The sequence below is a fragment of the Porifericola rhodea genome (genome assembly GCF_030506305.1).
Classification (GTDB): Bacteria; Bacteroidota; Bacteroidia; order Cytophagales; family Cyclobacteriaceae; genus Catalinimonas; species Catalinimonas rhodea.
In genome coordinates, this window is record NZ_CP119421.1 from 2,665,150 (window position 1) to 2,690,633 (window position 25,484).

At 46.3% G+C, this 25,484-nt stretch carries 21 protein-coding genes; 8 read left to right on the forward strand and 13 right to left on the reverse strand.

Annotated features, from left to right (window positions below):
• Positions 1 to 67: 67 nt before the first annotated feature.
• A complete protein-coding gene (locus tag PZB74_RS10955) occupies positions 68 to 1,183 on the forward strand; it encodes a 3-keto-alpha-glucoside-1,2-lyase-like domain-containing protein (RefSeq protein ID WP_302242661.1) in 1,116 nt (371 codons plus the stop codon).
• A 79-nt stretch (positions 1,184 to 1,262) separates the two neighbouring features.
• Here the strand turns inward: PZB74_RS10955 and PZB74_RS10960 are convergent, their stop codons facing one another.
• Genes PZB74_RS10960 through PZB74_RS10975 form a run of 4 tightly spaced genes read right to left on the reverse strand, consistent with a single transcriptional unit; the run spans position 1,263 to position 4,279 of the window.
• Positions 1,263 to 2,063 (reverse strand): DUF4097 family beta strand repeat-containing protein, encoded by an 801-nt coding sequence (locus PZB74_RS10960; protein ID WP_302242662.1) that lies wholly within the window; start codon positions 2,061 to 2,063, stop codon positions 1,263 to 1,265.
• A gap of 1 nt (position 2,064) precedes the next feature.
• Positions 2,065 to 2,931 carry a DUF4097 family beta strand repeat-containing protein gene (locus tag PZB74_RS10965; protein WP_302242663.1) on the reverse strand — a complete coding sequence of 289 codons (867 nt, stop codon included), beginning with the start codon at positions 2,929 to 2,931 and terminating at the stop codon, positions 2,065 to 2,067.
• Between the two features lie 5 nt (positions 2,932 to 2,936).
• Positions 2,937 to 3,731 (reverse strand): HEAT repeat domain-containing protein, encoded by a 795-nt coding sequence (locus PZB74_RS10970; RefSeq protein WP_302242664.1) that lies wholly within the window; start codon positions 3,729 to 3,731, stop codon positions 2,937 to 2,939.
• The gene (locus PZB74_RS10975; RefSeq protein ID WP_302242665.1) at positions 3,728 to 4,279 is read right to left on the reverse strand and encodes an RNA polymerase sigma factor; all 552 of its coding nucleotides are present in this window, start codon (positions 4,277 to 4,279) and stop codon (positions 3,728 to 3,730) included. Before PZB74_RS10975 ends, PZB74_RS10970 begins: the two co-directional genes overlap by 4 nt.
• Positions 4,280 to 4,410: 131 nt before the next feature.
• On the opposite strand from PZB74_RS10975, the gene PZB74_RS10980 reads away from it, so the two are divergent.
• The 4 genes from PZB74_RS10980 (at position 4,411) to PZB74_RS10995 (ending at position 10,202) form a co-directional block, all read left to right on the forward strand.
• Positions 4,411 to 6,012 carry a sulfatase family protein gene (locus PZB74_RS10980; protein ID WP_302242667.1) on the forward strand — a complete coding sequence of 534 codons (1,602 nt, stop codon included), beginning with the start codon at positions 4,411 to 4,413 and terminating at the stop codon, positions 6,010 to 6,012.
• Positions 6,013 to 6,075: 63 nt separating this feature from the next.
• A complete protein-coding gene (locus tag PZB74_RS10985) occupies positions 6,076 to 6,585 on the forward strand; it encodes a DUF2911 domain-containing protein (protein WP_302242668.1) in 510 nt (169 codons plus the stop codon).
• Positions 6,586 to 6,631: 46 nt separating this feature from the next.
• Complete coding sequence (locus PZB74_RS10990) at positions 6,632 to 7,486, forward strand: polysaccharide deacetylase family protein (protein WP_302242669.1); 855 nt, start codon at positions 6,632 to 6,634, stop codon at positions 7,484 to 7,486.
• 109 nt (positions 7,487 to 7,595) lie between these two features.
• Positions 7,596 to 10,202: an alkaline phosphatase D family protein gene (locus PZB74_RS10995; protein ID WP_302242670.1), complete on the forward strand. Its 2,607-nt coding sequence runs from the start codon at positions 7,596 to 7,598 to the stop codon at positions 10,200 to 10,202.
• 64 nt (positions 10,203 to 10,266) lie between these two features.
• Here the strand turns inward: PZB74_RS10995 and PZB74_RS11000 are convergent, their stop codons facing one another.
• The 4 genes from PZB74_RS11000 to PZB74_RS11015 form a co-directional block, all read right to left on the reverse strand.
• Positions 10,267 to 11,451, reverse strand: a complete 1,185-nt coding sequence (locus PZB74_RS11000) for a PepSY-associated TM helix domain-containing protein (RefSeq protein WP_302242671.1) — start codon at positions 11,449 to 11,451, stop codon at positions 10,267 to 10,269.
• Between the two features lie 2 nt (positions 11,452 to 11,453).
• A complete protein-coding gene (locus PZB74_RS11005; protein WP_302242672.1) occupies positions 11,454 to 13,826 on the reverse strand; it encodes a TonB-dependent receptor in 2,373 nt (790 codons plus the stop codon).
• A gap of 215 nt (positions 13,827 to 14,041) precedes the next feature.
• Positions 14,042 to 14,260, reverse strand: a complete 219-nt coding sequence (locus PZB74_RS11010) for a hypothetical protein (RefSeq protein ID WP_302242673.1) — start codon at positions 14,258 to 14,260, stop codon at positions 14,042 to 14,044.
• A 96-nt stretch (positions 14,261 to 14,356) separates the two neighbouring features.
• Positions 14,357 to 14,797, reverse strand: a complete 441-nt coding sequence (locus tag PZB74_RS11015) for an Hsp20/alpha crystallin family protein (RefSeq protein ID WP_302242674.1) — start codon at positions 14,795 to 14,797, stop codon at positions 14,357 to 14,359.
• A gap of 299 nt (positions 14,798 to 15,096) precedes the next feature.
• Here PZB74_RS11015 and PZB74_RS11020 point away from each other — a divergent pair, with 299 nt between their 5' ends.
• Positions 15,097 to 15,948: an alpha/beta hydrolase gene (locus PZB74_RS11020; protein WP_302242675.1), complete on the forward strand. Its 852-nt coding sequence runs from the start codon at positions 15,097 to 15,099 to the stop codon at positions 15,946 to 15,948.
• Between the two features lie 67 nt (positions 15,949 to 16,015).
• On the opposite strand, the gene PZB74_RS11025 is transcribed toward PZB74_RS11020, so the two are convergent.
• Positions 16,016 to 16,507: a VOC family protein gene (locus tag PZB74_RS11025; protein ID WP_302242676.1), complete on the reverse strand. Its 492-nt coding sequence runs from the start codon at positions 16,505 to 16,507 to the stop codon at positions 16,016 to 16,018.
• 221 nt (positions 16,508 to 16,728) lie between these two features.
• The gene (locus tag PZB74_RS11030) at positions 16,729 to 17,373 is read right to left on the reverse strand and encodes a PQLLE family protein (protein WP_302242677.1); all 645 of its coding nucleotides are present in this window, start codon (positions 17,371 to 17,373) and stop codon (positions 16,729 to 16,731) included.
• Between the two features lie 646 nt (positions 17,374 to 18,019).
• Here PZB74_RS11030 and PZB74_RS11035 point away from each other — a divergent pair.
• Positions 18,020 to 20,386, forward strand: coding sequence for an ABC transporter permease (locus PZB74_RS11035; RefSeq protein ID WP_302242678.1), 2,367 nt, complete (start codon positions 18,020 to 18,022; stop codon positions 20,384 to 20,386).
• Between the two features lie 40 nt (positions 20,387 to 20,426).
• Here the strand turns inward: PZB74_RS11035 and PZB74_RS11040 are convergent, their stop codons facing one another.
• The 3 genes from PZB74_RS11040 to PZB74_RS11050 form a co-directional block, all read right to left on the reverse strand.
• On the reverse strand, positions 20,427 to 21,860 hold the full coding sequence (locus PZB74_RS11040) for a sulfatase family protein (protein WP_302242679.1): 1,434 nt from the start codon (positions 21,858 to 21,860) through the stop codon (positions 20,427 to 20,429).
• Positions 21,861 to 21,893: 33 nt separating this feature from the next.
• A complete protein-coding gene (locus tag PZB74_RS11045) occupies positions 21,894 to 23,660 on the reverse strand; it encodes a PQQ-dependent sugar dehydrogenase (RefSeq protein WP_302242680.1) in 1,767 nt (588 codons plus the stop codon).
• A gap of 125 nt (positions 23,661 to 23,785) precedes the next feature.
• Positions 23,786 to 24,451: a LuxR C-terminal-related transcriptional regulator gene (locus PZB74_RS11050; protein ID WP_302242681.1), complete on the reverse strand. Its 666-nt coding sequence runs from the start codon at positions 24,449 to 24,451 to the stop codon at positions 23,786 to 23,788.
• A gap of 248 nt (positions 24,452 to 24,699) precedes the next feature.
• Between PZB74_RS11050 and PZB74_RS11055 the strand changes: the two genes are divergently transcribed.
• Positions 24,700 to 25,452 carry a hypothetical protein gene (locus PZB74_RS11055; RefSeq protein ID WP_302242682.1) on the forward strand — a complete coding sequence of 251 codons (753 nt, stop codon included), beginning with the start codon at positions 24,700 to 24,702 and terminating at the stop codon, positions 25,450 to 25,452.
• Positions 25,453 to 25,484: the final 32 nt, after the last annotated feature.

A 25,484-nucleotide genomic window follows, 5' to 3' on the forward strand; every position in this document is an offset into this window, starting at 1 on the left:
AACCCACTCCCTAAAAGATATTGGTCGGAGTAAAAAAGATTATTGTTCACAACAAACCCAAATTTCTATGAAACGTGCAGTCCTTTTTTCATTCTTGTTAAGTAGTATGTTGGCTTTAGTGCCTGCTCGGGCACAAACGGCATTTGAGGTGGTACCCTTCAGCTCGGACCGCTGGAAGGTAGAAGGCGAATACAAACTTGAAGATTATCGCAACGCCCAAAGTTTATACCTGCCCCAGGGGGGTAAAGCGCTACTGCCAGATGCACAGTTCCTGAATGGTATTATTGAGTTTGACATAGCCTTTAGCCAGGAGAGAGGCTTCAAAGGCCTACGCTTTCGGGCTCAGGATGATACCAATTACGAGGAGTTTTACTTCAGGTCGCATCAGTCGGGCAACCCGGATGCTATGCAGTACACTCCGGTATTTAATGGTGTAGCAGCCTGGCAGCTGTATTATGGAGAAAATCACTCTACGGCTTATTCCTACAAAGACAATGAGTGGATGCATATAAAGCTCGCTGTCCAAGATCAGCGGATGGAAGTCTTTATTGATAACATGGAAGTACCTGTGCTTTATGTGTACGACCTTAAAATGAAAGCGGAGAGTGGCCCCCTGGGGCTATACAGTATGGGAAGTGTTCGTTTTGCAAACTTTAAATATCAGCCTACAGACTCATACACTTTTACCAGCAAAGCTAGGGCTTTTCCCAGGCTGGCAGTAGGAACTATAAACAATTGGGAGGTATCCAACGCATTTGCAGAAGAAGCCATTGCCCAGCAACCCCAACTAAAGCAGGACTTTATAGATCAGCTGAAGTGGCAAAAGCTTGAGAGTGAGTTTACAGGTATTACCAATCTGGCCCGGGTAGCCCAACTTGCAGAAGGAAAGAATACTGTTATTGCTAAAGTGAAAATTACTTCGGACAAAAAACAGCTTAAAAAATTAGAGTTTGGCTATAGCGATGTGGCCAGAGTGTATTGCAACAATACTATTTTGTACGAAGGTCAGCGTGTTTTTCGCTCCCGTGACTATCGCTATCTAGGCACCATAGGTTACTTTGATAGCATATATCTACCTCTGGAAAAGGGCGAAAACGAAATCTATATGATCGTTACTGAAAACTTTGGAGGTTGGGGTATTATGGCCAGAATGGAAGATAGCGAGGGAGTAGCCTTAAAATAGATTTGTTTTAAGCTGTACCATTAATAATTATAGCAACTACAAATGTACCTCTGCCCGAGCAGAGGTGCATTTTTGCTTATTAGTGTTTGCGGATGTAGATATTGCCGTTATGATTTTTAAAGAGCAATCTCGGCCCGCCTCCATTAATTTCTCCGCTGATACTTTTATCTATACTTACTTTGTAGACACCATTCTCTTTACGCTTGTCTACCTTGCGCTGTGCATTCACACTGATGTCAAAGTCAGTAAATATTTCACCATTCAGGGTTTTCATCTGAGCAGTCATAGGAGTGTTGGCAGGGAAGCTCACGTCTATATCTCCGTTTAAGCTACTGAATGCCATAGGGGTATCCGGGCTAACTTCACGAAAGCTTACCCTAACATCGCCATTAACTGTACTAGCTACCACTGAACCACGAATATCTTCCAGCTCCACATTTCCGTTTACATTACTCACTTCCATCTCACCCTGCAAGCCTTTTACAATTATATTTCCATCATTCACGGTTTTGGCATTGACAGAAAATTGAGCGGGTAATAATATTTCGAGATCAGTCAGTTGGTGGGGCGTCTGGGTATCTACCCGTACCCTATTATCATTTTCGCTGGCCTCCAGTCCAAAACTAGGTCCCGAAATTTTACGCATACCATTTTTGCTGCTCTCTTCTTTTACTTTTCTGCCTCTTTCATTAATGCGAACTACCACCTCTTTGCCCTCATAACTTTGTATGTTAATGGAGCCCCGCACCATTTGTACTTCTAGCTGACCAGGCTCTCCGGGCCTGGAAAGAGGTATGGCAATTTGTTCCTGGGCCTGGGCTAGTCCTATCGCTAACAGGTATGCCAGCAGCGCAATTAGTATAACTTTTATCAGTCTCATATCAATACTTTTTAACATATACATTTCCATTTAGCACATTGAAGTCTAGCAAGGGGCCTCCTCCGTTAATTTTAAGGGTGGTACTTTTATCCAGCCGATATATTTTTTTGCTGCCTTTTTCTGTACTGGCCTGAACCTCGGGCTGGTACTCTATATTTTCATAATTAGTATATAAATCCCCATGCATGCTCTTAAATCGCACATTTGCTTTAATCTCATCCGGAAAACTAACTCTTATATCTCCGTTAACAGTATGGTATTCTGCATCCTCATCCGGACTTTGTAAATAGCGAATATCTATCGGGCCGTTGACAGTGTGCGCAGTATTCAGGCCGCTTACCTGCTCAGCATTAATGCCACCATTAACATTATGCAAGACAATAGATTCTGCTTCAATATTTTTGACCATAACTCCCCCATTATTAATGGTAGAAGCTTCCAGACTGATGTTATTGGGCACTCTTAGCCTGATGTCATAGTGGAAATCATAATACGCATCATGTCGGTTGATGTGGTAATGCAGCCGCCTTCCTCTCAGCTCTGCTTTAACGTCTGGGTCTTCCGGGTAGATAAGAATAAGGTCGCCTTCTGTACGACTTACGAGCTTTACATTTTCGCGGGCATAGCGCATAGCCTCTTCGTCCTGAGCTTTTAGAATTTGTCGGGCTTCCAACACTATCGTTTCTCCTTCATAACCTTCTATACTTAGGTTTCCACTCACATTTTTTAAAATAAGCAGCGGATTACCACCCTTTTGCTCAAAGTTTAAATTACGTTCTATTGTTTTCTCCTCTTCTAACTTCATTTTTTGGGCGTAGGCATACAGCCCAGCACTGAAAAGGAGGGCTAGTAGTATGATCTTTTTCATAGTAATTAGATTAGTGCGTTGATACTTTTCTGGATTTCCAGGGCAACCATTTCGTTTAGTTCCTGCTTTTCCATGAGTTGTTTGAGCGCTTCTACCGACTCAGTCTCTTCCAAGAGCACCATAGCTTCCGCCAAAGCCAGTTGTACCATAGGAGCTTCCTGTCCGGGAATGGATTTTACCAGCCCTTCCCTTACTTCTACCTGATCGGCATAGAGGAGGAGCAGGGCATCCAGGGCTGCTAGGCGCACATTAACGTGTGAGTCCTCATTAAGCACCTTTAGCAGGGCATTGCTCACCTTACGGTCGGTGCTGGGCAGTCGGCTACTCATACTTACCGCCTTCAGTCTTTGTGTGGCCGAGGGTTGTTCCAGCAGATTGATTACCATAGTCTCCTGCATACTCTGTAGTTCATCACGCATCTCTGCTACCTGCTGGTCATAGTCTTGCGAAGTGCCGAACCACAAGCCAACACTCAGACCCATAGCAAAGATGAAGCACGCATACAGCAACTGAGAAAGTTTAATGTCTACCTGAAGGCGAGGCAGCCAACTCCAGCGTTGACTTTTCGCCTCCTGAATGCGAACCTGCTCCTCTAACTGAGCATAAAAGTTCTGGCTCAGTTGGACAGAAGGCTCAGGCACCGGGTAACTTGCCGACTGTATATGGAAGCGCCTGAGTTCATCCACTTCTTTTTCGCCAATTATACCTTCTGCTATTAGCTTATCCAGTTTTTGTTGCCGGGCAGGTTCAAGCTTGCCTTCCAGGTGGTCTAAAATCAGAAGTATATGTTCATCTTTCATAAAGCGCTAAACCTTTCAAGTTTTTGAAAAATCTCTTTAAGCTCCCGTATCGCACGGAAGACTTTTACTTTGATATTGGCCTCGCTGGTATTCATCATCTTGGCAATCTCATGATAGCGGAGCCCCTGATAGCGACTTAGTACCAGCACCTCTCTTTTTTCATCGCTCAGGTACTGCATAGCTTTTTCCAGAAGATTAATTTGCTCTTCCTGCATTTCGCGAGCCTCTTCATTTTCCCAGAACTGCTCCACCTCTTTAAAGTGGTCTTCTGTCAGCCGTTTGCTCTTTCGGTAATGGTCTGCCAGCAGGTTGCGCGCCAGGTGATACATCCAACTGCTAAACTTACCATCTCCTACAAAAGTATGGCGGTACTTAATCATGCGGAGAAAGAGGTTCTGTACCAGATCTTCGCTCAGTGTAGCATCCTGGCACATGCGGTAAAAAAAGCCAAACATAGGGCGATGGTAGCGTTCAAAAAGGAGCCCCATCTTGTCTAGCTTACCTTCTTTTACTTTTAGCATTAAGGCATTGTCGGCGCTGGAATCCAAGTTTGTTAGTTTTGTCCGGGGAAACTTAGGCTTGGGCTAAAGGTTACAAATAAATTTAAAATTTTTGCATATTGTCTTTTAAAGCGGCAGTATCTGCTTTACTTATAGTTATCAAAACCTAACTTACGTTTATGAGATTGCTCAATTTTTTTGTCTTAGGACTATTGTTCGTGTCAGCCTGTACGCATAGCACACAGGAAAACAATGAGCGTTCCTCCACCCCCCAACAGAGGCCTAACATCGTGTTCATCATGACGGATGACCACGCTTTTCAGGCCATCAGTGCCTATGGCTCTGAAATTAACAAAACACCTAACATAGACAGGATTGCCCGGGAGGGCATGCTTTTTAACAAGGCTTTTGTAACTAACTCTATATGTGCTCCCAGCAGAGCGGTTATTCTAACCGGAAAGCACAGCCACCTCAATGGCGTAGTAGACAATGTAGCCCGCTTTGACAGTACTCAGGTTACTTTTCCTAAGCTACTGCGAGAGGCCGGGTATAATACTGCTATGATTGGCAAGTGGCACCTTAAAAGTCAGCCTACCGGCTTTGACTACTGGAAGGTACTACCCGGGCAGGGACACTACTATAACCCAGATTTCAGAACAAAAGACGGTATGGTGCGAGAAGAGGGTTACGTGACTGATATCATCACCAACGAAGCTATCAACTGGCTAAAGAGCGGAAGAGAGCAGGATAAGCCATTTCTGCTCATGTATCAGCATAAGGCGCCTCACCGAGAGTGGCTTCCTAGCCCCGACCACCTTGGCATGTACAAAGGAGAAGAGACTCGCGAGCCCGAAACTCTTTTTGACGATTATGAGGGAAGAGGTACTGCTGCCAAAGAAGCAGAAATGCGTATCTACGATCATATGGGCCTGACCAACGACTCAAAAGTAAAGCCCGAAATAGTAAATGAGCTAGGTTATGAGGAGTTTCTGGAGTGGTATCCTCGTGCTTTTAAAGGCAGTCAGGAGCGTATGAACGAGGAGCAGCAGGCAGCATGGAATGCAGTTTATGATTCTATCAACCAGGAGTTTCAGCGCTTGAAGCCTAAGGGCAAAGAGCTTACCCGCTGGAAGTTTCAGCGCTATATGGATGATTACCTGGCCAGCATCGCGTCTGTAGACGATAATGTCGGGCGTTTGCTGGACTACCTGGAAGAAAGCGGGCTGGACGAAAACACTATTATTGTGTATACCTCAGATCAGGGCTTCTACCTGGGAGAGCATGGCTGGTTTGACAAACGTTTTATGTATGAAGAATCTTTCCGCACCCCATTAATGGTTAAATGGAAGGGTGTAACCGAGGCAGGATCAGAAAATAACCAGTTGGTACAAAACCTGGACTTTGCCCAGACCTTTCTGGAAGCAGCTGGTGTAGAGGCTCCCGAAGAGATGCAGGGAGAAAGCCTTTTGCCTTTCCTCAAAGGCGAAGAGCCAGAAAACTGGCGCGATGCGGTGTATTACCATTATTATGAGTACCCCTCCATACATGCGGTAAAGCGTCACTATGGGGTGCGTACCGACCGATACAAACTTATACATTTTTACCACGATGTGGATGAGTGGGAATTTTACGATCTGGAAAAGGACCCTCAGGAGATGCAAAGCCGCTACAACGATCCTGAGTACCAGCCTATCATTGATGAAATGAAGGTACGAATACAGGAACTGCGCGAACAGTATGGTGACTCTGACGAACTCATTATGTCTTTCATCAATAAATAATTTTTTTGTTCCGGCCTGCCTTGAGCGTAAAGCGCCGGGTTTTTCTATTTAAACCAACTCAACATGAAAAATCTACACAGCATTGCTTTTTGTCTTCTTGCAGTATTGCTCGCCTATTGCACACCCCAAAGTCCCTCGGCAGAAACCGAAGGAGAACTGGATGGGGTAGAGGTAGAAGTAGAATATAGCTCTCCCAGAGTGAGAGGCAGAGAAGGTAAAATATGGGGCGATATGCTGCCTTACGGTCAGGTGTGGCGTGCCGGTGCTAATGAAGCTACCGAAGTCTCTTTTGAGCAGGCCGTAATGGTTGAGGGACAGCGTCTGGAGGCGGGAACCTATAGCCTGTTTATGATCCCTGACGAGTCAGAATGGCAAGTGATATTTAATCGTGCTACTGATATCTCAGGTACAGATTATGAGTCAGTAAAAGAGCAGAACGCTCTGGAGGTAAGTGTACAGCCCCAAAAAAATACTGAGCTGCGCGAAGAGCTTAGTTACGAAATTGAAAACGGAAAACTGCTGCTACATTGGGAGTACCTGACGATTCCGATTGCGGTAAGTGCTGCAAACTAAACTTTAGACCATCAGATTACTACTGCAACTACAGACTTCTCTTTGCATGAACAAGTTTTTTTATCTGGCTGGGCTAATCTTTTTGCTCAGCCATTTTCCATTGGCAGCCCAGGACGACGGCATCCGGCTAATTGTCAGAAGTGATGATATGGGCTTTTCTCATGCCGCTAATCTGGCCATCATAGAGTCTGTGGAAAAGGGCATTACCACTTCGGTAGAAGTGATGGTGCCTACCCCATGGTTTCCAGAAGCAGTAGCTTTGTTACAGAACTACCCTGAACTTGATGTAGGTATACATATTACCCTCACCAGCGAATGGACAAATGTAAAATGGCGCCCACTAACTCACGCTCCCAGCCTTACCGATGGCAATGGCTATTTTTATCCTATGATCTGGCCAAACGAGCATTATGGTGCAGAGCAAGCCCTCTCCAGACAAAACTGGAAGCTGAAAGAAATTGAGCAGGAGATCAGAGCACAGATAGAGATAGCTCAGAAGAATATTCCTCAGCTGACACACCTTAGTGCTCATATGGGCTGCACTAGCATTGCCCCAGAAGTAGAAGCTATATATCGTAAACTTGCCATGGAGTATGCACTAGATATTCACCCTGAAGATTATCAGGTAAAACGAGCTACCTACTTAGGAGAGAAAGAAACACCAGCACAAAAGAAGCAGGCATTTATTAAGATGCTGGCAGAGTTACAGGCAGGAGTTCATATGTTTGTAGACCACCCTGCTTACGATGTACCTGAAACCAGGGCTATCCATCATACGGGTTATGAAGATGTGGCCCACGACCGGCAGGGAGTTACTGATATGCTGACCGACCCGGATGTATTACAGGCAATTAAAAAGTATGGTATCAGATTGATCAGCTATGCTGACCTGAAAAAATAGATCACTGACTATACCTTAAATTTTGTGCTTTTCCCGAAGGCAAACTTTATATAGTTATATCTACCAACAATACAACCAAGAAACTAATACTCATAAACCAACCTAAATCATGCGCAGAAGAGATGCCGTTAAGGCTCTGGCAATTACTACAGTAACGCCAAAAGTATTTTTTAATGGAGCAGCCCAGGCAGCTACGCCTCTCCCAAAAGCTAAAACTGAGAACTTTAACAGCCAGTGGCAACTATGGCCCGATATGCAATGGGCAGGCCCGGAGTATTGGGGGAACCGCCTGCAAGACTGGGAAATACAATCTGGCAAACTAGTTTGTAATGTGAGTGGAAAAAATCGTGCATTGCATAACCTATGTTTTCAGCTCAGCCAGGAGAAAGCAGCCTTTAGCACTGAGCTTGTTGCAGAAATGCTGTCCCCTCATACTAAAAACGAAGGTTATATTGGCTTTAGGATTGGAGCAAAAGGTCCTTTTAAGGATTATCGCTCTGCTGCGGTATTTGGTAAAGGACTAGATGTAGGTATCAGCAATCAAGGCAAACTCTTTATAGGTGCCACAGAGTCTGAGCAGTCTCTGGATACCAGGCAGCCGCTACACCTTAAGCTTGAAGCTCAGCCCCGACGTAGCGCATATCAGCTTAGCCTTAGTGTGTTGGATGCTGATGGGAAAGTACTCGCAGAGCTTAAAACCGATAACATTCCGGCAGATGACTTATACGGAAATATAGCACTCGTCTCCAGCTTTGATGTTCAGGGAGAAGAAAGTGAGGCTGCGTCTGCCCGTTTTGACCAGTGGAAAATAAGTGGAGCAAAGCTTGTTCATCATCCTGAGCAAACGTATGGGCCTATTTGCTTCGCGCAATACACTTTGCATAAAAATACGCTTAAGCTTACCGCACAGCTTACACCAGTAGAAGCCATAGAAGGCTACAAAGTAGCCTTGCAGGTTAAAGATAAAGCTGAGTGGAAGAGTATTCAGGAGAGAGAAATAGATCCTATGGGGCGCAGCGCCCAGTTTAGAATTGATAACTGGCCTTACCAGGAGGCAGTACCTTATCGGGTCATGCTAGAGCTCCCCTTGCTGCAAGGCAGGCAGGCTTTTTATTATGAAGGTACCATCGCGAAAGAGCCCACAGATGCCGAGGAGGTGAAAATGGCAGTGTTTAGCTGTAATGCCGATCATGGTTTTCCAGACCAGGAAGTAGCGACCAACGTTTTAAAGCATCAGCCTGACCTGGCGGTCTTCTTAGGAGATCAGTACTACGAAGGAAGCGGAGGCTTTGGCATACAAACCTCTCCTTTAGAAAAGGCCACGCTGGACTTTTTGCACAAGTGGTATATGTTTGGATGGTCTTATCGCGAAATTTTCAGGCACATTCCTTCTGCCTGCATACCTGATGATCATGATGTATACCACGGTAATGTGTGGGGAGAAAGCGGAAAGCATGCACCTACCGAAGAGGGCTGGGGCTATGTGGCCCAGGACCAGGGCGGCTATAAAATGCCAGTCAACTGGGTAAATATGGTGCAGCGTACCCAGACCGGACATCTGCCCGACCCTTATGACCCTACTCCTGTAAAGCGAGGTATCAATGTTTACTATACGCATTGGAATTACGGAGGCATCAGCATGGCGATACTGGAAGACCGTAAGTTTAAGTCAGCACCCAAAAATGTTTTGCCTGAAGAGGCTCAGGTAACAAACGGTTTTATACAGAATACAGAGTTTGATATTAAGCAGCATCGTGATATTGACGCTGAGCTGCTGGGCGATCGCCAGCTTAAATTCCTGAACGACTGGGCTAGCGATTGGGAGCAGGGTGCCGAGATGAAAGCGGTGCTCTCACAAACCAATTTCTGCACCGTAGCTACCCTGCCCAAAGGAAGTATTATTGATAAAATTGTACCCAGCCTCACCATCCCCGAAAAAGGAGAATATGTGGAAGGCGATGCCCCTACTACCGATATGGACTCTAACGGCTGGCCACAGCAGGGTAGGGACAAGGCCGTAAAAGCACTGCGCAAATGTTTCGCCCTGCACATCGCAGGAGATCAGCATCTGGCCAGTACGGTGCAGTATGGTGTAGATGAGTTTGGTGATGCGGGCTTTGCCTTTGCCGGCCCTGCCCTGAATAACCTCTGGCCACGTCGTTGGTGGCCTCCACTATCCTCAGATCATCAGCCCCTGAAAGGAAAAGCAGCTTACACGGGTAACTTTCTGGATGGCTTTGGCAACCGCATGACCGTGCATGCGGTAGCAAATCCGCATCAGAGCTATCGTCAGCCCGCTCGTATCTATGACAGAGGTACGGGCTATGGCATCATCACATTTAACAAACAAGCTCGTAACATGAGCATAGAGTGCTGGCCTCGCTATATAGACCCTCAGGCTAATCCTCAGGGGCAATACGAAGGTTGGCCGGTGCAGCTTAAGCAAAGCGATAACTACGGACGTAAGCCCTATGCCTATCTTCAGGAGATAGAAGTGGAGAGTGCGACAGATCCTGTGGTAGAAGTAATTAATGAAGCAAGTGGAGAGCGTGAGTACATACTCAGAATCAAGGGGAGGCGCTTCCGCCCTCATGTGTTTGCCGAAGGTAGCTACAGTTTAAAAGTAAGCAGCCCGGAGGATGGAAAGAGCAAAACACTCAGTGGGCTAGTTGCGTCGGCCACTCCTGCGGATGAAGTTAAAAAGCTAAGCTTGTAGGGAACAATATCATAAAAAACCCGCCTTGAGTTATCAGGGCGGGTTTATTGGGTTTAAATCTCTTTTAGTTTGAGCTTACCAGCTCCTGCTCCTTCCGCAGAGGCTTCTGCCCGCGGGAAGCGTTACCTTTCCTGGACTTTTTCCGGCGGCCCCACCAGATCATCACCCCGGACACAGGCATACTGGCAATTACCAGACTGGCGATAAATGCAATAATTTTTCCGGTAAGCCCCAGAATAGCACCTCTGTGAATGTCGTAGTTCATCCTGATTAAGGTGTCTGCAAAACCAGCCTCTTCATACTTGCCTTCATAAGGTCCCTCAGCATCAAGAGGTTCTAGCGTATACTGGTCGTAATGCTTATAGTCCAGCTTATGGTAAGAGTCAGGGTCGTGGTTGATGAAGGTGTAATAAGAACTGGCCTTATCCTGGGGTATAGAGAAAAACAGAATACCGTCAGTAGGCTTTTGAGGCAAAAGTTTTGCCCAGAGAAGGTCTACGCCTTCTTCACTTTGCGCTGCTGCTACCGCTGTAGTATCTGACAAAGGAGCATGATATTGAGCCATACCATCTCCGCCGCTGGCAAAGTGTACGGTATTGGCAAACCAGTGAATGCCCATAATCATACCGGTTAAAGCCAGTACCAGCCCTACCGAAAACATGTAGAAACCTAACACATTATGCAGGTCATAGTTAAGTCTGCGCCATTTGGCGTTCCACTTAATGCTAAAGCGCTGCTTGAGGGCCTTTTTGTTTTTAGGCCACCACAATATGATACCGCTAATTAGCATAATGGCAAAGATAAGCGTGCCATAGGCGACTACAGGCTGCCCAATAGCAGGAGGCAGCCACAGGTAATAGTGCCCATGAATCATAATATGGAAGAAGTCGGCCTCTTCGTCGGTCACTTTAATTACCTTACCATTGTAGGGGTTAATGTGCACCATATAAAAGTGCTCAGGTTCCATGCCCCAAAACCATACCGCTGCTGCTTTATCCTCTTCTGTATAGATAACGTTTTTTGGGATATCCTCAGTATCCAGTGCCTCCTGTGCAATACGCATTAGCTGGCTGGGAGGGAGCAGTTGTGCCTCTTCTTGAGCTTCTATGTTGCGGAAGGAGTAAGTAATACTCTTAATCTCATCTTCAAAAGCAATGAGGCAGCCGGTAACGGCCACTATAAACACAATTAGCCCGGATGCGAATCCGAGCCAAAGGTGTAGTTTTCCTACAATTTTTTTAAAAGTCATAGTTAAAATTTATAGCCTAAAGACAAACGAAAGTTTCTTGGCGGCTCTGTTTGCCAGTAATAATAAGTGCTGTATGCAGAACCAGAGTATAAGTATTCGTCTAAAATGTTATTGACATTCAGTGCTACATTAAATTTTTCATTTTGCCAGGAAATAGCCCCATCCAGACGGAAGTAGTCCGGCAAAGCCTCCTGACCAGAGCTACCTGCCCACGACCAGGTAGAGCGCTCAACCTGCCATTGGTAGCCTAAAGAGAGTCCTAATCCCTGAATCAGCTTACTATTGAAGCGATAGTTTAGCCAGCCATTGGTAAGGTGCTTGGCAAAGCCCGGCACAGGGTTGCCTATATTGGCTTCTACTACATCTTCAGTAATTTCTGAGTCAGTCAGGGCGTAGTTCCATACCAGAGTTAAGCCCGGTACTATCTCCCCTTTAATATCCAGTTCTATACCGGAGGTTTGAGTTTGCCCGATTTGCACATAGTAGCTGATGCCTGTTTCTTCATCAAACTGCGACTGGGCTACATTATTTTTAGTAATGCGGTATAGAGCCAGGGTAGAGTTCCAGCGGCCATCAAACCAGTCTTTCTTCAGGCCAAACTCAACATTATTACCAGTGACAGGCTCCAGACCTTTACCATCTAAAGTATTGCCTACCTGCGGCAGAAAAGCCTGATCGTAGAGGGCATAGATAGAGGTCATAGGGTCTACAGAAATGCTTAAGCCGGTGCGAGGAGTAAATTTGGTGTTTTCTGTAATATTGGTGTACTGATTATCGGTACTACTGGTAAGTCTACCAGCCAAAGTAAGGCGCAGCCTTTCATCCCAGAAGTGCAGCTCGTCTTGTAGGTATATGCCCGAATAGGTCTGGCTCAGAATATTGCTGCCCGCGCGCTGGCGCAAGCTGCGAGAGCGGTCAAACTGAGGCAGGGAGTCCATAGGCACATAATGGACAGGGTTATAAATATTAAATGTGGTAGGGCCATTCAGGGTAGCACTCTGGTTCCAGTCCGCAATGTAGCGCTTGGAGCCCAGGTCCAGGCCTCCCAGTATTTTATGAGTAATGCCCCCGGTCTGTACCTCTCCATTTACATAGAACTGCCCGAATTTGCCGATGTTGAGAGCATCCCAGATGCTCATGGTACGCTGCATATCTCCGGCTTCATCTACTCCGGCAATCCAGAAGGAACTACCACTGGCTTCATAATTAAAATATGCCAGTTGTCCGCTAAGTTTCCAGTTGTCGGCCAGCTGGTGCTCTAAAAGCAGGAAGGTGCTATGGTCATGTACGGTAGAAGGATCCAGGTTTGGCTCGGCAATGGTAAAATCCAGAGGCAGATCAGCATAGCCATTAGCAGAAAAAACATAAGCTGAACCTATTGGAGAAGTTTGTGCGTACTGATAGGTGTACTCAGCGGTGAGCGAGGTACGATCATCTATCTGGTATTTAATCACCGGAGCTACCGTATAACGGTTGTTATATTCGTAAGGGCGGTGCGAGCCTTTGGTTTGCCCCATCAGGTTAAGGCGATACAGCAGTCTGCCATCTTCGCTAAGCTTACCATCCAGGTCGGTAGTAGCCCGGTAAGTATCAAAGCTACCTACTGTAAGCGTGGCTTCTCCGCGGGTAACACCACTAGGCTTTTTGGTGACCACATTATAAAACCCGCTGGGTTCTCCATTAGCCATCATAAATCCCGCCGGGCCCTTCACAAATTCAATACGTTCTACAAAAGACATATCTTCGGTAAGCGGGCCCCAGCTTGACTGTACATTCATACCGTTTCTAAAAGGAGCAATGCGCGAACCTCTCATGTTTAGTCGGGCATAGTTGTCCCAGTGCTCCAATCGGGTTACTCCACTTACATTACGAGAAACTCCCTCCAGCATGTCAAAGATTCGCTGATCCTGTAGCATCTCCCGGTTAATCACCTGTATGTTTTGAGGTACTTCCAACAGGGGTGTTTGTATACGTAGGCTGGTAGAAGGAACATCTACTTTGTACTGGGCAGCCTGTCCCTGTACTTCTATCCCGCTTAGCTCGGTGGCAGACTCACTCAGCTGAAGCTGTAGTGCAGTGGTTTCTCCGGCTTTTACCGTAACATTTCTTTTTTGTGTGGTATAGCCTACCGAAGAGGCTACCAGTGTATAACTTCCCTCAGCTACTCTGGAAAGTGTAAAGCTACCATCGGCCGATGTAGATGTACCCTGGCTGGTGCCTTCTAAAGCAATATTTATATTAGCTAAGGGCTCACCTTTGGGCGATTGTACGCTTCCGCTGATGTTCCCGTAAGACTGAGCCACAGCAAAATGAGATAGCCAGCTCAGACACACACACAAGGATAGTGTTAATAAGTGTGTAGATATTTTATTCATTGTTCTATTTAGACTGATTTTAAATTAATGCAAAGCTAAATGCTCTGTACAAAAGCATCAATCGCTGGTAGTAGTTAATCTTAATAGCTAGTATTAGTAGGAAAGTAGCTAATACTAGTAGGGTCTATCTGAAAAAAGGGAGGAAAGGAGAGGTAGGGAAACAAAAAAGGAAGCCACTTGGGCTTCCCTCCGGGTTTGATTAGTATTTCTTTTTCTCAGGATGCGTTGGCATTAGCAAACCAAGGCTCCTGACTGGATGTACGGGACAGTGTGTGTGGATGAAGCCCTTTCTCTATAAGCCAGCTTTCTAACTGTTGAGCTTCCTGAGCGTGTAGTGCGTTAAGCGCTTTGCGATACTCTTTTGTGAGTAATTGAGGATCAAAGCTCACTTTTTCAAGAATCAACTTGTAATAGTCTAAAAAAGAGGTTTTCATAGGGCGTTTCATTTTAATCATTCACTAACTTAACAAAAAAAATTAGGTTATAAAACTCTTTGCAGAATTTTATAACCCTTTTTTACAAAATTACTTCTATGATATTTTGATTGTGCGTGCAGGCTTACGTCTGGCTTCTTCCCGTTTAGGGATCATCAGCTTGAGCACACCTTCTTCATATTTTGCTTTTATCTTGTCTTCTTCCACAGTTTCGGGCAGTCGGAATGAGCGCTGGAACGACTGATAGCTAAACTCTCTTCGGGTATACCTGCCCTTTTCTTCCTCGTTATGCTCATGCTTCACCTCCGAAGAGATAGTAAGCAGCTCATTGTCTAGCTCTATCTTAAAATCTTCTTTCTTCATGCCCGGAGCGGCCATTTCTACCCAAAAGTCATTATCTGTCTCCTGAATATTGACCTTCGGAATGGTCGTATTGGTGTTAGAGAAAGAAGGCCAGTCAAATAAATCTCTGGTTAAAAAATCATCAAAAAACTGTGATAATGGAGCGTACCCATTTTCTCTTTTAACAAGTGTCATCGTTTCATTCGCTTTTAGGTTAAACATTAAACTTAGAACGTCACCTGATTAGGCGTTAAAACATTTAGCAACAAGTCAAACAAAACTTAGATCATGATCTACAAATTTGTATTCAATCCCTATACCATTTCAAAATATTAAAAATTTGCTATACTTTCAAGTTAAAAAAATGTCAAATTGTCATTAGAGCTGCCAAAATGAAGTGAATATGATTACAAAATGACAGCACCTGCCTGTTTAAATGCAAATATTTTAAGTCAGGCTACTTATCTTCATAGCAGAACACCTAAACTATAAATATGCATTATACATTACTTTTAAGCCTGAGCCTGATAAGTCTCCTGGTATTTCCGGCCCGTGCGCAACAGGCTGAGCCCGACCTCTCCGGGATTAAAACCGTATACAATCTACCTTATAAAAGCGGTCAGCAGCTCAGCGCTTATGAGAAAGAACGCGCTTACCTGGATCTGTACCTGCCCGAAGGGCAAAGCGATTTTCCGGTGCTGGTCTGGCTACATGGAGGCGGCCTTAAAATCAATTCCAAAGATTCGCTGGAGTCTCGTATTGTAGGCATTCGTATGGCCAAAGAGGGCGTAGGTGTGGCCATTATTAACTACCGACTCTCTCCCGAAGGGCAGTACCCAGATTATATAGAAGATGTAGCAGCGGCTACGGCCTGGGTGCATCAGCATATTAAGGAGTACCAGGGAAATCCCGAAAAGCTCTACCTGGGCGGGCATTCCGCCGGAGGCTATCTGGCAGCTATCGCTACTCTGGATGCCAGCTACCTTCAGGCTTATGATATGCAGCCGGGTACGTTAGAGGGTATCATCTGTATTAGTGGGCAAATGGACAGCCACAATACCGTAAAGGAAGAAAAAGGTATAGCGGCAGAAGAAAAAATTATTGACGCCTCCGCTCCACTCTACCATACCGCTACCGATGTGCCTCCCTTTCTGATACTATATGCCGATGACGACATACCGGGTAGAGGAGCTATCAATGAAGAATTTGCCAGAGCCATGAAAAAGGCGGGGCATAAGCTTAAAATTAAAGAGCTGAAGAATAAAGACCACCTGAGCATAGTCATGGAGATTATGGAACCTAAAGATGCTACCGCCCGACAGATGCTCAGCTTTATTAAAAAGTAGACTAATAGCAAAGGTGCAGTCATTAGCTGCACCTTTACTTATGTTGACACACACATCTCCTTAAAGTTTATGCTTCATAGGCTTCTTTTAAAGTTTGTACATCCAGTTTAATCATTTTGAGCATAGCCTCATTTACACGGGCGGCGCGTTCAGGCTCTTCGGATTGCATCAGCTCTCCTAGTATGCGGGGTACAATCTGCCACGACAATCCGTAGCGGTCTTTGAGCCAGCCGCATCTCTCCGGCTGCCCTCCCCCTTCCAGCAGCTTATCCCACAGCTCATCTACCTCCTGCTGGGTATCGCAGCTTACAAAAAGTGAGATCGCCGGACTAAAGCTGAAGTGCGGCCCCCCGTTCAGGCCCATCAGAGCTAAGCCGTTAAGTTCAAAGCTCACTATAGTAGGCTGTACCGGCTGACCCTGTACTCTGGCTTTGGGGTGTATAGAGGTAATTTTAGAATTGGGAAAGATAGAAGTGTAAAAGCGAGCGGCTTCCTCAGCCTGATGATCAAACCAGAGGAAGGGGGTAATCTGCTGACTGTTTGCCTGAGTTTGTACCATAATAAAAACATTTTGTGATCAGTGTTGCGCATGTATGCTGCTCTAAATACTGACACTAAGGTACAGCCTTGTACAAAAAAGTGAGATGGCTGATAACGGCAATAAAAAGGGGAATCCCGACAACTCCCCCTTAGGTTGGCAGGCGGCCCCTGCCTATGTCTGCTTCTGATAAAAACGGATGCCAAACCCGCTTGCTGGTAAATCTACAGAGCCAGCTATGGTCAGGCTGTGGTAAGTACACGAATACCAAACATCTCTAGCATCTGCGGATTGTGCTTGCAGGCCAGGCGGGCAATGGTTCTGAACTCTACCAGCCACTCTCTCAGCGCCTTCATGGCAGCGTTCTTCTCCTGCGTACAATGCTCCGCTTTAGCCTTCTGCCAGCTACGGTCTTTCTTCATACCCAATAGTGTTTTTACTGCACTGCGAGACTGCTCCAGCTCTTTTCTGCTCACCCCGTACGGCTGTAGGTTGATGTCCTGCTCCTGCACCCGGCTGTAGAAGTATGCCGCCTGATTGATGCAGGGCCAACCATCTCTCTCAAACCGATTGATCTTAAGCAGGTGGAGGGTATCGACCTCATTACGATAGGCGGCACGTACTACTCTGGCATGCTCCTTAAACCGGCTCTGCGTGGCTTCCATCTGTGCTTTAAGCTGCTGTGAAAGGCTCCACTGCTCATCATAGCACTTTTGCTGTGCGCTAAGCCGGGTCCTGGCCTCTTCGTACAGGCTGCTGAGCACCTGCCTTTTTTCTTCGCTAATGCCATAGGCCGCTAACTGCTGGCGCAGGCTTTCTTCTCTACTCATTCCGGAAAGTACCAGGTCGGCAGCTTCCAGAATGTTGCTGTCTTTGTTCAACCTCATTTTACTATTTTTTTGATAAAAGATGCTGTAGGTAAGGCTTGTGTACTGCCCTGAACGAACGTGTGTATTAAGCCCTTGGCTGTGAGTGGACTACAAATAGAATACACATGCCTAAGTAATACCAATAATCTGATTAAGCTTTAATACGCAGGTATTATTTAGGGGTAAAACTACAAAATTAGCTGTGGAGAGCGTATAGCAGTATTCCGCATACACGCCTGACTTGTTCGTTATGCGATAAGGTACACACACCTTACGTCGGACTGCGTCGAAGCCTACGGATATTACTTATAAAGGCGGGCAGGAGCGCCAAAAACTGAATAAAAGGTCAAAACATCGTTTATTCGTAGATACTTGCTTTGATTTTAGTTTCCCCTTACCCTTCGTCCAGCGCCTATGCCTACGGTAAAGCCTCCTTGGTTATGGGGAAGAAGGCTAGAAAGGATGTGACTGCCACACAGTTTTATTCATGTGAAGCATACTACAGACCAGTTTTGTAAAATGATAGATAATTAAAGGAAAGTATTACGCAGGGACGCAACCTTATGGAGGTAAGGAGCATCATAATAGGAGAGGGTAAATTTTTTTGCTCCGAACTGTTACCTTTTTACAATTGGCAAGTTACCTCGCCAAACCATCAAGCGCTATGTTTAGAAACTACTTCCTCGTAAGCATTCGCAATCTACTGAAGAACCGAATCTACTCCTTTATCAACATTGCCGGATTGTCTATCGGCATCTGCTGTAGTATGCTTATCCTCCTTTGGGTCTTTGATGAGCTTTCTTTTGATCGTTTTATTCCTAAATCGGAGCGCCTGTACCAACTCATGGTGCATGCCGAATTTGATGGAAAGATCAACTCCTGGAGATCGGTGCCCCTGCCTACCTACGAAGGACTGAAAAATGTAGATAACCACATTAAAAGAACAGCAGTAGCCGACTGGGGAGATACCCATCTGCTCAATGTAGACGAAAACCCCATACTGAAAAAGGGCTATTATGTGAGTGAAGAGTTTCTGGAGATGTTTGAGTTTCCGCTGCTACAGGGCAATGCCGCCACGGTGCTGGATGAGCCCGCCTCTATCGTAATTACTGAGTCTACTGCCCGTGTGCTCTTTGGGGAGGAAGATCCAATCAATAAAATTGTGCGGGTAGATGATAAAAGTGAGCTTAAGGTCAGTGGTATACTCAAAGATATTCCGGCCAACTCATCTTTTGAGTTTGACTTTCTGCTGACCTGGAAGCATCGGGAGCAGACGGTACCCTGGGTAGTAGAAAATCAGGATAATTGGGGTAACTACTCTTTTCAGGTGTTTCTGGAGCTGGACGATGCCGGGCAGCAGGCGGCAGTAGAGCGGAGCATCGCCAACTTGCTGGTAGAGCACGGAGAGGTAGATCTTAAACCCCAGCTTTTTTTACATGCCATGCCCCGCTGGCGGCTATATTCTAACTTTGAAAATGGTGTAGAAAAAGGAGGAATGAGTGATTATGTAAAGCTCTTTAGCGTAATTGCGGTCTTTATCCTGATTATCGCCTGCATCAACTTTATGAACCTGGCTACCGCCCGCTCGGAGCGCCGTGCCAAAGAGGTAGGCATACGCAAAAGTGTGGGCTCCGGTCGTCGCGACCTGATCGCGCAGTTTATCGGAGAGTCTGTATTTATCAGCTTTATCGCATTTCTTATCGCCCTGATACTGGCGCAGCTACTGCTTCCGGCTTACAATGAGCTGGTAGAGAAAAAGCTGTTTATAGACTATGCTTCACTACACTTCTGGCTGTTTGCCCTGGGCATCATCCTGATAACCGGATGGGTAGCAGGCAGCTATCCCGCCTTCTACCTCTCTTCTTTTCAGCCGGTAAAGGTGCTGAAGGGAAAAGTTAGGCTGGGCAAAAATGCCAGCACTCCTCGTAAGGTGCTGGTTACTTTGCAGTTTGGGTTTTCTATTATACTGATCATCGCTACCGTAGTCATCTACGAACAGATACAGTTGGTAAAAGGCCGTACCCTGGGTTATGAGCAGGAAAACCTGATTACCGTAAGCCATACCGAAGAGATTGAGAAGAACTACGAGGTACTCAAAAATGAGCTTTTGCAGAGTGGGGTAGTAGAAGGCGTAACCCGATCCAACAGCGCTATTACACAAATTAACTCCAATAATTTTGTAGGCTGGCCGGGTAAGCCGGAAGACCAGCGAGTGCTCTTTACCACCATTGCTACCGAATATGACTATACGCATACTATGGGTATTAAAGTGCTGGAAGGAAGAGATTTTTCTAAAGATTTTGTCAATGATACTTCGGCTATCATCATCAACAAAAGCGCGCTGGATATTATGGGACTGGATGATCCTATTGGTACCGAGCTTGACCTTTGGGGAAAGAAAAGAACCTTAATAGGTATAGTTGATAATGTGATGATGGGCTCCCCCTATCAGGAGGTAAAGCCCATGTTTATGATTCTGGACCCCGAATGGACCAGCGTGCTAAGCATACGGCTGAGCCGTACCCGTGATCTGGAAGAGAGCCTTGCCAAAGTCAGGGAGATATTTTCTACCTATAATTCGGCCTATCCTTTTGAGTACAGCTTTGTGGATGAGGAATTTCAGAAGAAGTTTACCACCATTAAGCTAACCAGTAGCCTGGCGAGTCTCTTCGCCCTGCTGACTATACTAATTACCAGCCTTGGCCTGTTTGGCCTGGCTGCTTACACTGCTGAGCAGCGCACCAAAGAAATCGGTATCCGAAAGGTGCTGGGGGCTTCGGTACTAAGTATTGTCACTTTTATGTCTAAAGACTTTTCTCGCCTGGTGATTATTGCTTTTGCCATCTCTGCTCCGCTGGCCTGGTGGCTGCTCAACGCATATCTGGAACGCTATCCGGTAAGGACCAGTGTGGGGTGGTGGATATTTCCGCTAACGGGTGTGCTGGCGCTGCTGCTGGCCATTGTGGTGGTCACTACCCAATCGTTAAGGGCGGCGCAGGCTAATCCGGTGAAGTCATTAAGGAGTGAGTAAGCAAAAAGCTCCGGTAGCTAAAACCGGAGCTTTTCTTCTGTTAGCTGACTACCTTCTCAAAGGTAGGCGCTAAGTTCAGGGTGTCGTTCATCTGCTTTTGCAGCTTTTGCAAATCTTTAAAAAGGCGTTTAACTCGCTTTTGTTGGTCGGCTTGCTCCGCCAGATCGTTGAGTTCGTGTGGGTCTTCTGCCACATGGTAAAGCAGTACCTTATCAATTTCCGGATAAACAATCAATTTGTAGCCATCTTTACGGATCATCCTCTGCTGCCCGATGTAAGCCCCGTAAATAGCATCATATTTACTCTTTTCGTCCTTTCCTCTGGCTATATCAATAAAGCTGTTAAACGCTACATGAGCGGGCTTTTTAACGCCTGCCAGGTCCAGACTACTTGCCATAATGTCCTGAAGATATATATCTGCGTCTACTTTTTTTCCGGCAGGTATATCCGGCCCTACTACCATAAGCGGTACTCTAATGCTGTGCTCAAACATGTTTTGCTTGCCTAGCAGGCCATGCTCTCCTACAGCCAGCCCGTGGTCTGCTGTAAAAAAGATATAGGTGTTATCTTTCTTGCCGCTGGCATCTATGGCCTCCAGAATTTTGCCAATCTGTTCATCCATATGCGTAATGAGCGCATAATACTCCTGTCGGTTTACCCTAACGGCATATTCTGTACGAGGAAAAGGAGCCAGGCGCTCGTCTCTCAGCTTTCTTCCACTACCCATTGCTTCGTTATAAGGGTACTCTTCCATATAATTTTTGGGTAGGCTTATCGCTTCCAGAGGGTATTTGTCTACGAAAGATTTAGGAGCCTGCCGGGGATCGTGAGGGGCATTAAAAGCCAGATACATAAAGAAAGGCTCTTCCTGAGCGGAAGCTTCTTCTATAAAGTCCAGCGCATCATCGCGAAGCACTTCACTCCAGTGAGTGCCGCCTTCCCAGAAGCCTCCGTGTCTGGTATCCCAGGGGAGCCAGCGTTTGTCGTTCTCATCCATCGGACGGTTGTAGCCTTCGGGCGTGTCTTTAGGCATACCGGGGCGTATGTGGGCGGTAGTCATAAACAGGTCAGGAGCGGGGGCTGCTACATGCCATTTGCCACTCATATAAGTATTGTAACCGGCAGCTTCCATAAGCTTGGGCCAGGTCTCTTCGTGTTGCTGTCCTGCTCTTAGCGCTTCATCCATCGCATGGGCATCCCATACATTTTTGCCGGTGATCATCATAGCGCGAGAGGCCATGCATACCGCACCGTTCCAGGCTCCCATATTGTATGCATGGGTAAAAGTTGTTCCCTCCCTGACCAGGCGGTCCAGCGCGGGAGTGATTACCTCATCACTGCCCAGTGCATGTATGGCGGAATAGGTATGGTCATCAGCGAAGATGAATACAATATTAGGTTTGTCATCTTGTGCCCGGGCCATGTTCAGGCAGCTTAGCATAAGAAGTAGGGTAGTTGTGAGTAGTCTGTTCATAAGTTGTTTAGTAGTATTTTAAAGTGGAAAAGGTTATTCTGCCTTAGAAATTAGATTGTTATTCAGGCTGCTAACTTTCCAGAGCTTGCCATCTACTTTGGTAAACATATACAGCTCTTGGTCGGCACCCAGTCCGAAGCGGAGGTCTACCCGACGGTGTCCGCATAAGCTTCTCCAGTCGGTGAGCTGTCCTTCGGCCATCAGCTCTATTTCGTGTATGCTTTCCTGCTGCCCCTCTTTAAGCTGGTCTGCCTCAACATAGAAGAGCCTGCCGCTAACAATGTCGCCAAAAATGTACTTGCCCTGCAGTTGGGGTATGTTTTTGCCCCGATATACAAAGCCTCCGGAGATGGCATTGCCCTCGTCGTGGTCATACTGCGCTACCGGATAAGTGAAGCCTAGCCCGGCATCGTTTTGTGGGAGAGGGTATACCTGATCTATGTTTTCTTTTTTGAGTAAGAAAGTGCCTTCGCGCTTTGCCCAACCGTAGTTAGCCCCGGCCTTACCCAGGTAGATAGATTCTATTTGGCGCTGCCCGATATTGGTAATCAGCATTTTATTATCGCCGCCCATATCCCAGGAGATACGATGAGGGTTACGGAAGCCATAGGCCCAGATTTCTTTAAGCACCTCCGGGTCTTTATCCTGGGCAAAAGGATTGCTTTGAGGAATACCATACTGACCATTTTTGCTGTTATTGCCCAGCGGGTCTACGCGGCTGATAGTACCCCAGATATGTTTTTTGCTTTGTATAAGAAAGAAGTAGCCCTTAAGGGCCGCACCGCCATCGCCGGTACTCATATAAAGCAGTCCGTAGTCTTCATCGCCCTTTTTAGCCAGCGGGTTAAAGGAGATATCCTGCACGCCATGTACTCCGCTAATCATATTGATACGCATAAGCTCACGGCTGCTTCCACGAAAGCGCTCCGCCTTAGGCTGGTCTGCCTTCCACTCGCATAGCACCCATTGCAGTGTAACTTTGAGACTATCATGGTAGGCAAAGTCTGCGGTGGCAGTGCCGGGCGGCTCGGTATGGGTAGTGTAAAACAGGCCATTTTTCTCAAATTCCGGGTGAAAGGCAAAGCTACCCAGTCCGGTTGCCAGTCCTGGTTTGTCAATAAAGTTAGTTTTATGCGCCTTAATGTCTAAATAGGGTACGAAGTTTTCCCCTTTAAGCTCGTACAAAGTGCCACGCAGGTCATGAATAAACGTACGCGCTCCGCTGCTGGTAGGTAGCGTCAGAAGCTTGTTAATTCTGGCCATAGGAGGATCGGCAGCGGAAGCTGGGGCCTGGGCTACCTGTTCAACTACCAGGGCGAGCCCTGACTTTTCTATGCTTTGCGCTATAGGGTTCTCTAGATGAGGAAAACTATCAGTTTGCTGGACGGTTTTTGCTTTGTGCGTATGCATATAGGCTAGTATTGCTTCTATCTCCAGGCTATCCAGAGCGCTAAAGGGCGGCATATATTGCTGGTATTTCTCGTACAGGCGTACCGCTCTGGGGTCGCCCTGCTCTATCATCTGCGGAGGATTACGGATGAAGTGAAAGAGCCATGCAGGATCTGCTTCCTGAGTTACTCCACCCAGGGCTGGCCCTATGGCAGACTGCTGGAAAGAATGGCAGGTGCTGCAATGGTTTACAAAGAGAGACTCCCCTTGTGCGATCAGTTCAGCATCAGTACTAATCGTACGGTCCTGATTGTTCTGGCTCTGACTACTACATTGGTAAAGGAATATTCCACATGTAAGTAAGCCAATAAGTTGTAATCTAGTAAGTAGGTTGTTATATAGTAGCATCATGCTACAATCTATTAAAGAATCTGTTGAGGAAGCGCAAAAAAATTGTGAAATGCCATTCAAAATTTTGCACGTTGTCCACAAATTAAGGTCAAATGCCTGAGATGCCAATTTTTAAGGGCACTATCTTATACCCACTGATGCTTGAGCGCATACTTATAGATGCCCAGGGAGTTGCGGGCTCCAATCTTTTTCATCAGGTTTTTACGGTGAGTTTCTACAGTTTTAGGGCTGATAAATAACTGCTCGGCAATCTGCTGGTTGGAGTTTTCCCAGGCAATCATGCGCAGTATTTCTTCTTCACGCTCGGTAAGGCTGACCTGATGCTGATGACCTGCCTTGTGCTCACTGTAGCCCAGCATATGTTGGGCAAGGCGCTGCCCTATGGACTGACTCAGATATACTTCTCCGGCAGATACATGTTCGATCGCCATCTGAAGCTCTGCTTTTCCGGTACTTTTTAAGACATAGGCTGAGGCACCAGCCTGCAAAGCCTCACGCACCTGCTCCACTGTATCTTCTGCGGTAAGTACCAGTAGCCGCAGGCCGGGGTAGCGCTGATGGATCTGCTGTAAGGTTTGCATACCCTCGCCCCCAGACATTAGTATGTCCAGCATAATCATATTTGCGTGAGGATAAAGAACGAGCTTATCCAGAAGTTTTTTGCTGCTGCTAAAACTGGCAAGAAGCCGGCAGTCATCCATTTCGGTAAGTATCAACTGCAGCCCATCAAGAAAAAGCTGATGGTCGTCTGCGATTAAAAAGTTCTTAAGCATACGTATAGGTAATGACAAATTAGAGACCAGTTTTATTTGCCTAGAGATTTTGGCTTTTTAGACTGATAGTCAGGGAGCTAAGTGTACGGAAAAGGACAAAAATATGATCGTAAATGTACAGTGCGAACACATGGAGATAGCGTTTTCCGCTCTTAAAATACCGTGTTTAAGGTAGGTAAAACCCGCCTATCAGGTATTTTCTACAGCGGCCATACTTTTAAACTTTGTACTGTGTCTTTAGGCAAGATCACATTAATCACACGAACATGAAATTAATCGTATGGATAGGGCTGGGCCTGATTATGCTTTCAGCCTGCACTACACCCCAAATGTTATTACAGGAGCCACTGGCCGGCCAGGAGGCTATGCTGGTAAAGGGTCGCCAGGGATGGCTACTAAATCAGCGTTTGTCTTTTGGCGAGTACAAGACAGAAAAAATAGATCGCGGCTGGACCTTCAGCTACGGTATAGATTTGTTTCTTACAGAGCTACAGGGCGCACAGCAGAAGTTTAGCTTCAGTATAGAAAATGCCGATGGAAGAAGGTATACCGTGGCGAGTGCGCACAAATTGAGAGGCATGGTGATACCCGTAGACCGCTTTACTCCTAAGATTAGAACTGTTGTGGAAGACCTGCTCACTTTTAGTATACAAACCAAAGATATGATGGCCGCTACTTTGTATAGCCACCAAGAGGGTAAAGTATGGCGTATGTTAATGATGCATCCTGATGATTTTAGAAAGCAGGGGCAGTATGTCGGGCTGCTCACTCATGAGGCGGAAGCCCCTATCAGCATCGTACCGGTAAGAAAACTTTCGGGGCAAAAAAGCTGGGGAAGAGATATAGTAGGCTTTGAACTGGTGCAGAACGAGCAGGTGCTGGCCGCAGTAGAACTGCTCAACCAGGGCAAAGTATGGATAGCTGCTTTTCTGCCGCAGGAAAAGAAAAGTCTGGTGGCTGCCGCATGTGCCAGTTTGTTATTGCAACAGGAGGTAGAGCTGCCTTCTCAAAATGTCTGATATTTATTCATAACCCTACCTATTTTATTTAC

What these genes read in the sequence shown, in the direction of transcription:
- PZB74_RS10955 (WP_302242661.1), top strand. Translation starts at nt 68, where the DNA reads ATGAAACGTGCAGTCCTTTTTTCATTCTTGTTAAGTAGTATGTTGGCT.
- PZB74_RS10960 (WP_302242662.1), bottom strand. Translation starts at nt 2,063, where the DNA reads ATGAGACTGATAAAAGTTATACTAATTGCGCTGCTGGCATACCTGTTA.
- PZB74_RS10965 (WP_302242663.1), bottom strand. Translation starts at nt 2,931, where the DNA reads ATGAAAAAGATCATACTACTAGCCCTCCTTTTCAGTGCTGGGCTGTAT.
- PZB74_RS10970 (WP_302242664.1), bottom strand. Translation starts at nt 3,731, where the DNA reads ATGAAAGATGAACATATACTTCTGATTTTAGACCACCTGGAAGGCAAG.
- PZB74_RS10980 (WP_302242667.1), top strand. Translation starts at nt 4,411, where the DNA reads ATGAGATTGCTCAATTTTTTTGTCTTAGGACTATTGTTCGTGTCAGCC.
- PZB74_RS10985 (WP_302242668.1), top strand. Translation starts at nt 6,076, where the DNA reads ATGAAAAATCTACACAGCATTGCTTTTTGTCTTCTTGCAGTATTGCTC.
- PZB74_RS10990 (WP_302242669.1), top strand. Translation starts at nt 6,632, where the DNA reads ATGAACAAGTTTTTTTATCTGGCTGGGCTAATCTTTTTGCTCAGCCAT.
- PZB74_RS10995 (WP_302242670.1), top strand. Translation starts at nt 7,596, where the DNA reads ATGCGCAGAAGAGATGCCGTTAAGGCTCTGGCAATTACTACAGTAACG.
- PZB74_RS11000 (WP_302242671.1), bottom strand. Translation starts at nt 11,451, where the DNA reads ATGACTTTTAAAAAAATTGTAGGAAAACTACACCTTTGGCTCGGATTC.
- PZB74_RS11005 (WP_302242672.1), bottom strand. Translation starts at nt 13,826, where the DNA reads ATGAATAAAATATCTACACACTTATTAACACTATCCTTGTGTGTGTGT.
- PZB74_RS11010 (WP_302242673.1), bottom strand. Translation starts at nt 14,260, where the DNA reads ATGAAAACCTCTTTTTTAGACTATTACAAGTTGATTCTTGAAAAAGTG.
- PZB74_RS11015 (WP_302242674.1), bottom strand. Translation starts at nt 14,797, where the DNA reads ATGACACTTGTTAAAAGAGAAAATGGGTACGCTCCATTATCACAGTTT.
- PZB74_RS11020 (WP_302242675.1), top strand. Translation starts at nt 15,097, where the DNA reads ATGCATTATACATTACTTTTAAGCCTGAGCCTGATAAGTCTCCTGGTA.
- PZB74_RS11025 (WP_302242676.1), bottom strand. Translation starts at nt 16,507, where the DNA reads ATGGTACAAACTCAGGCAAACAGTCAGCAGATTACCCCCTTCCTCTGG.
- PZB74_RS11030 (WP_302242677.1), bottom strand. Translation starts at nt 17,373, where the DNA reads ATGAGGTTGAACAAAGACAGCAACATTCTGGAAGCTGCCGACCTGGTA.
- PZB74_RS11035 (WP_302242678.1), top strand. Translation starts at nt 18,020, where the DNA reads ATGTTTAGAAACTACTTCCTCGTAAGCATTCGCAATCTACTGAAGAAC.
- PZB74_RS11040 (WP_302242679.1), bottom strand. Translation starts at nt 21,860, where the DNA reads ATGAACAGACTACTCACAACTACCCTACTTCTTATGCTAAGCTGCCTG.
- PZB74_RS11045 (WP_302242680.1), bottom strand. Translation starts at nt 23,660, where the DNA reads ATGATGCTACTATATAACAACCTACTTACTAGATTACAACTTATTGGC.
- PZB74_RS11055 (WP_302242682.1), top strand. Translation starts at nt 24,700, where the DNA reads ATGAAATTAATCGTATGGATAGGGCTGGGCCTGATTATGCTTTCAGCC.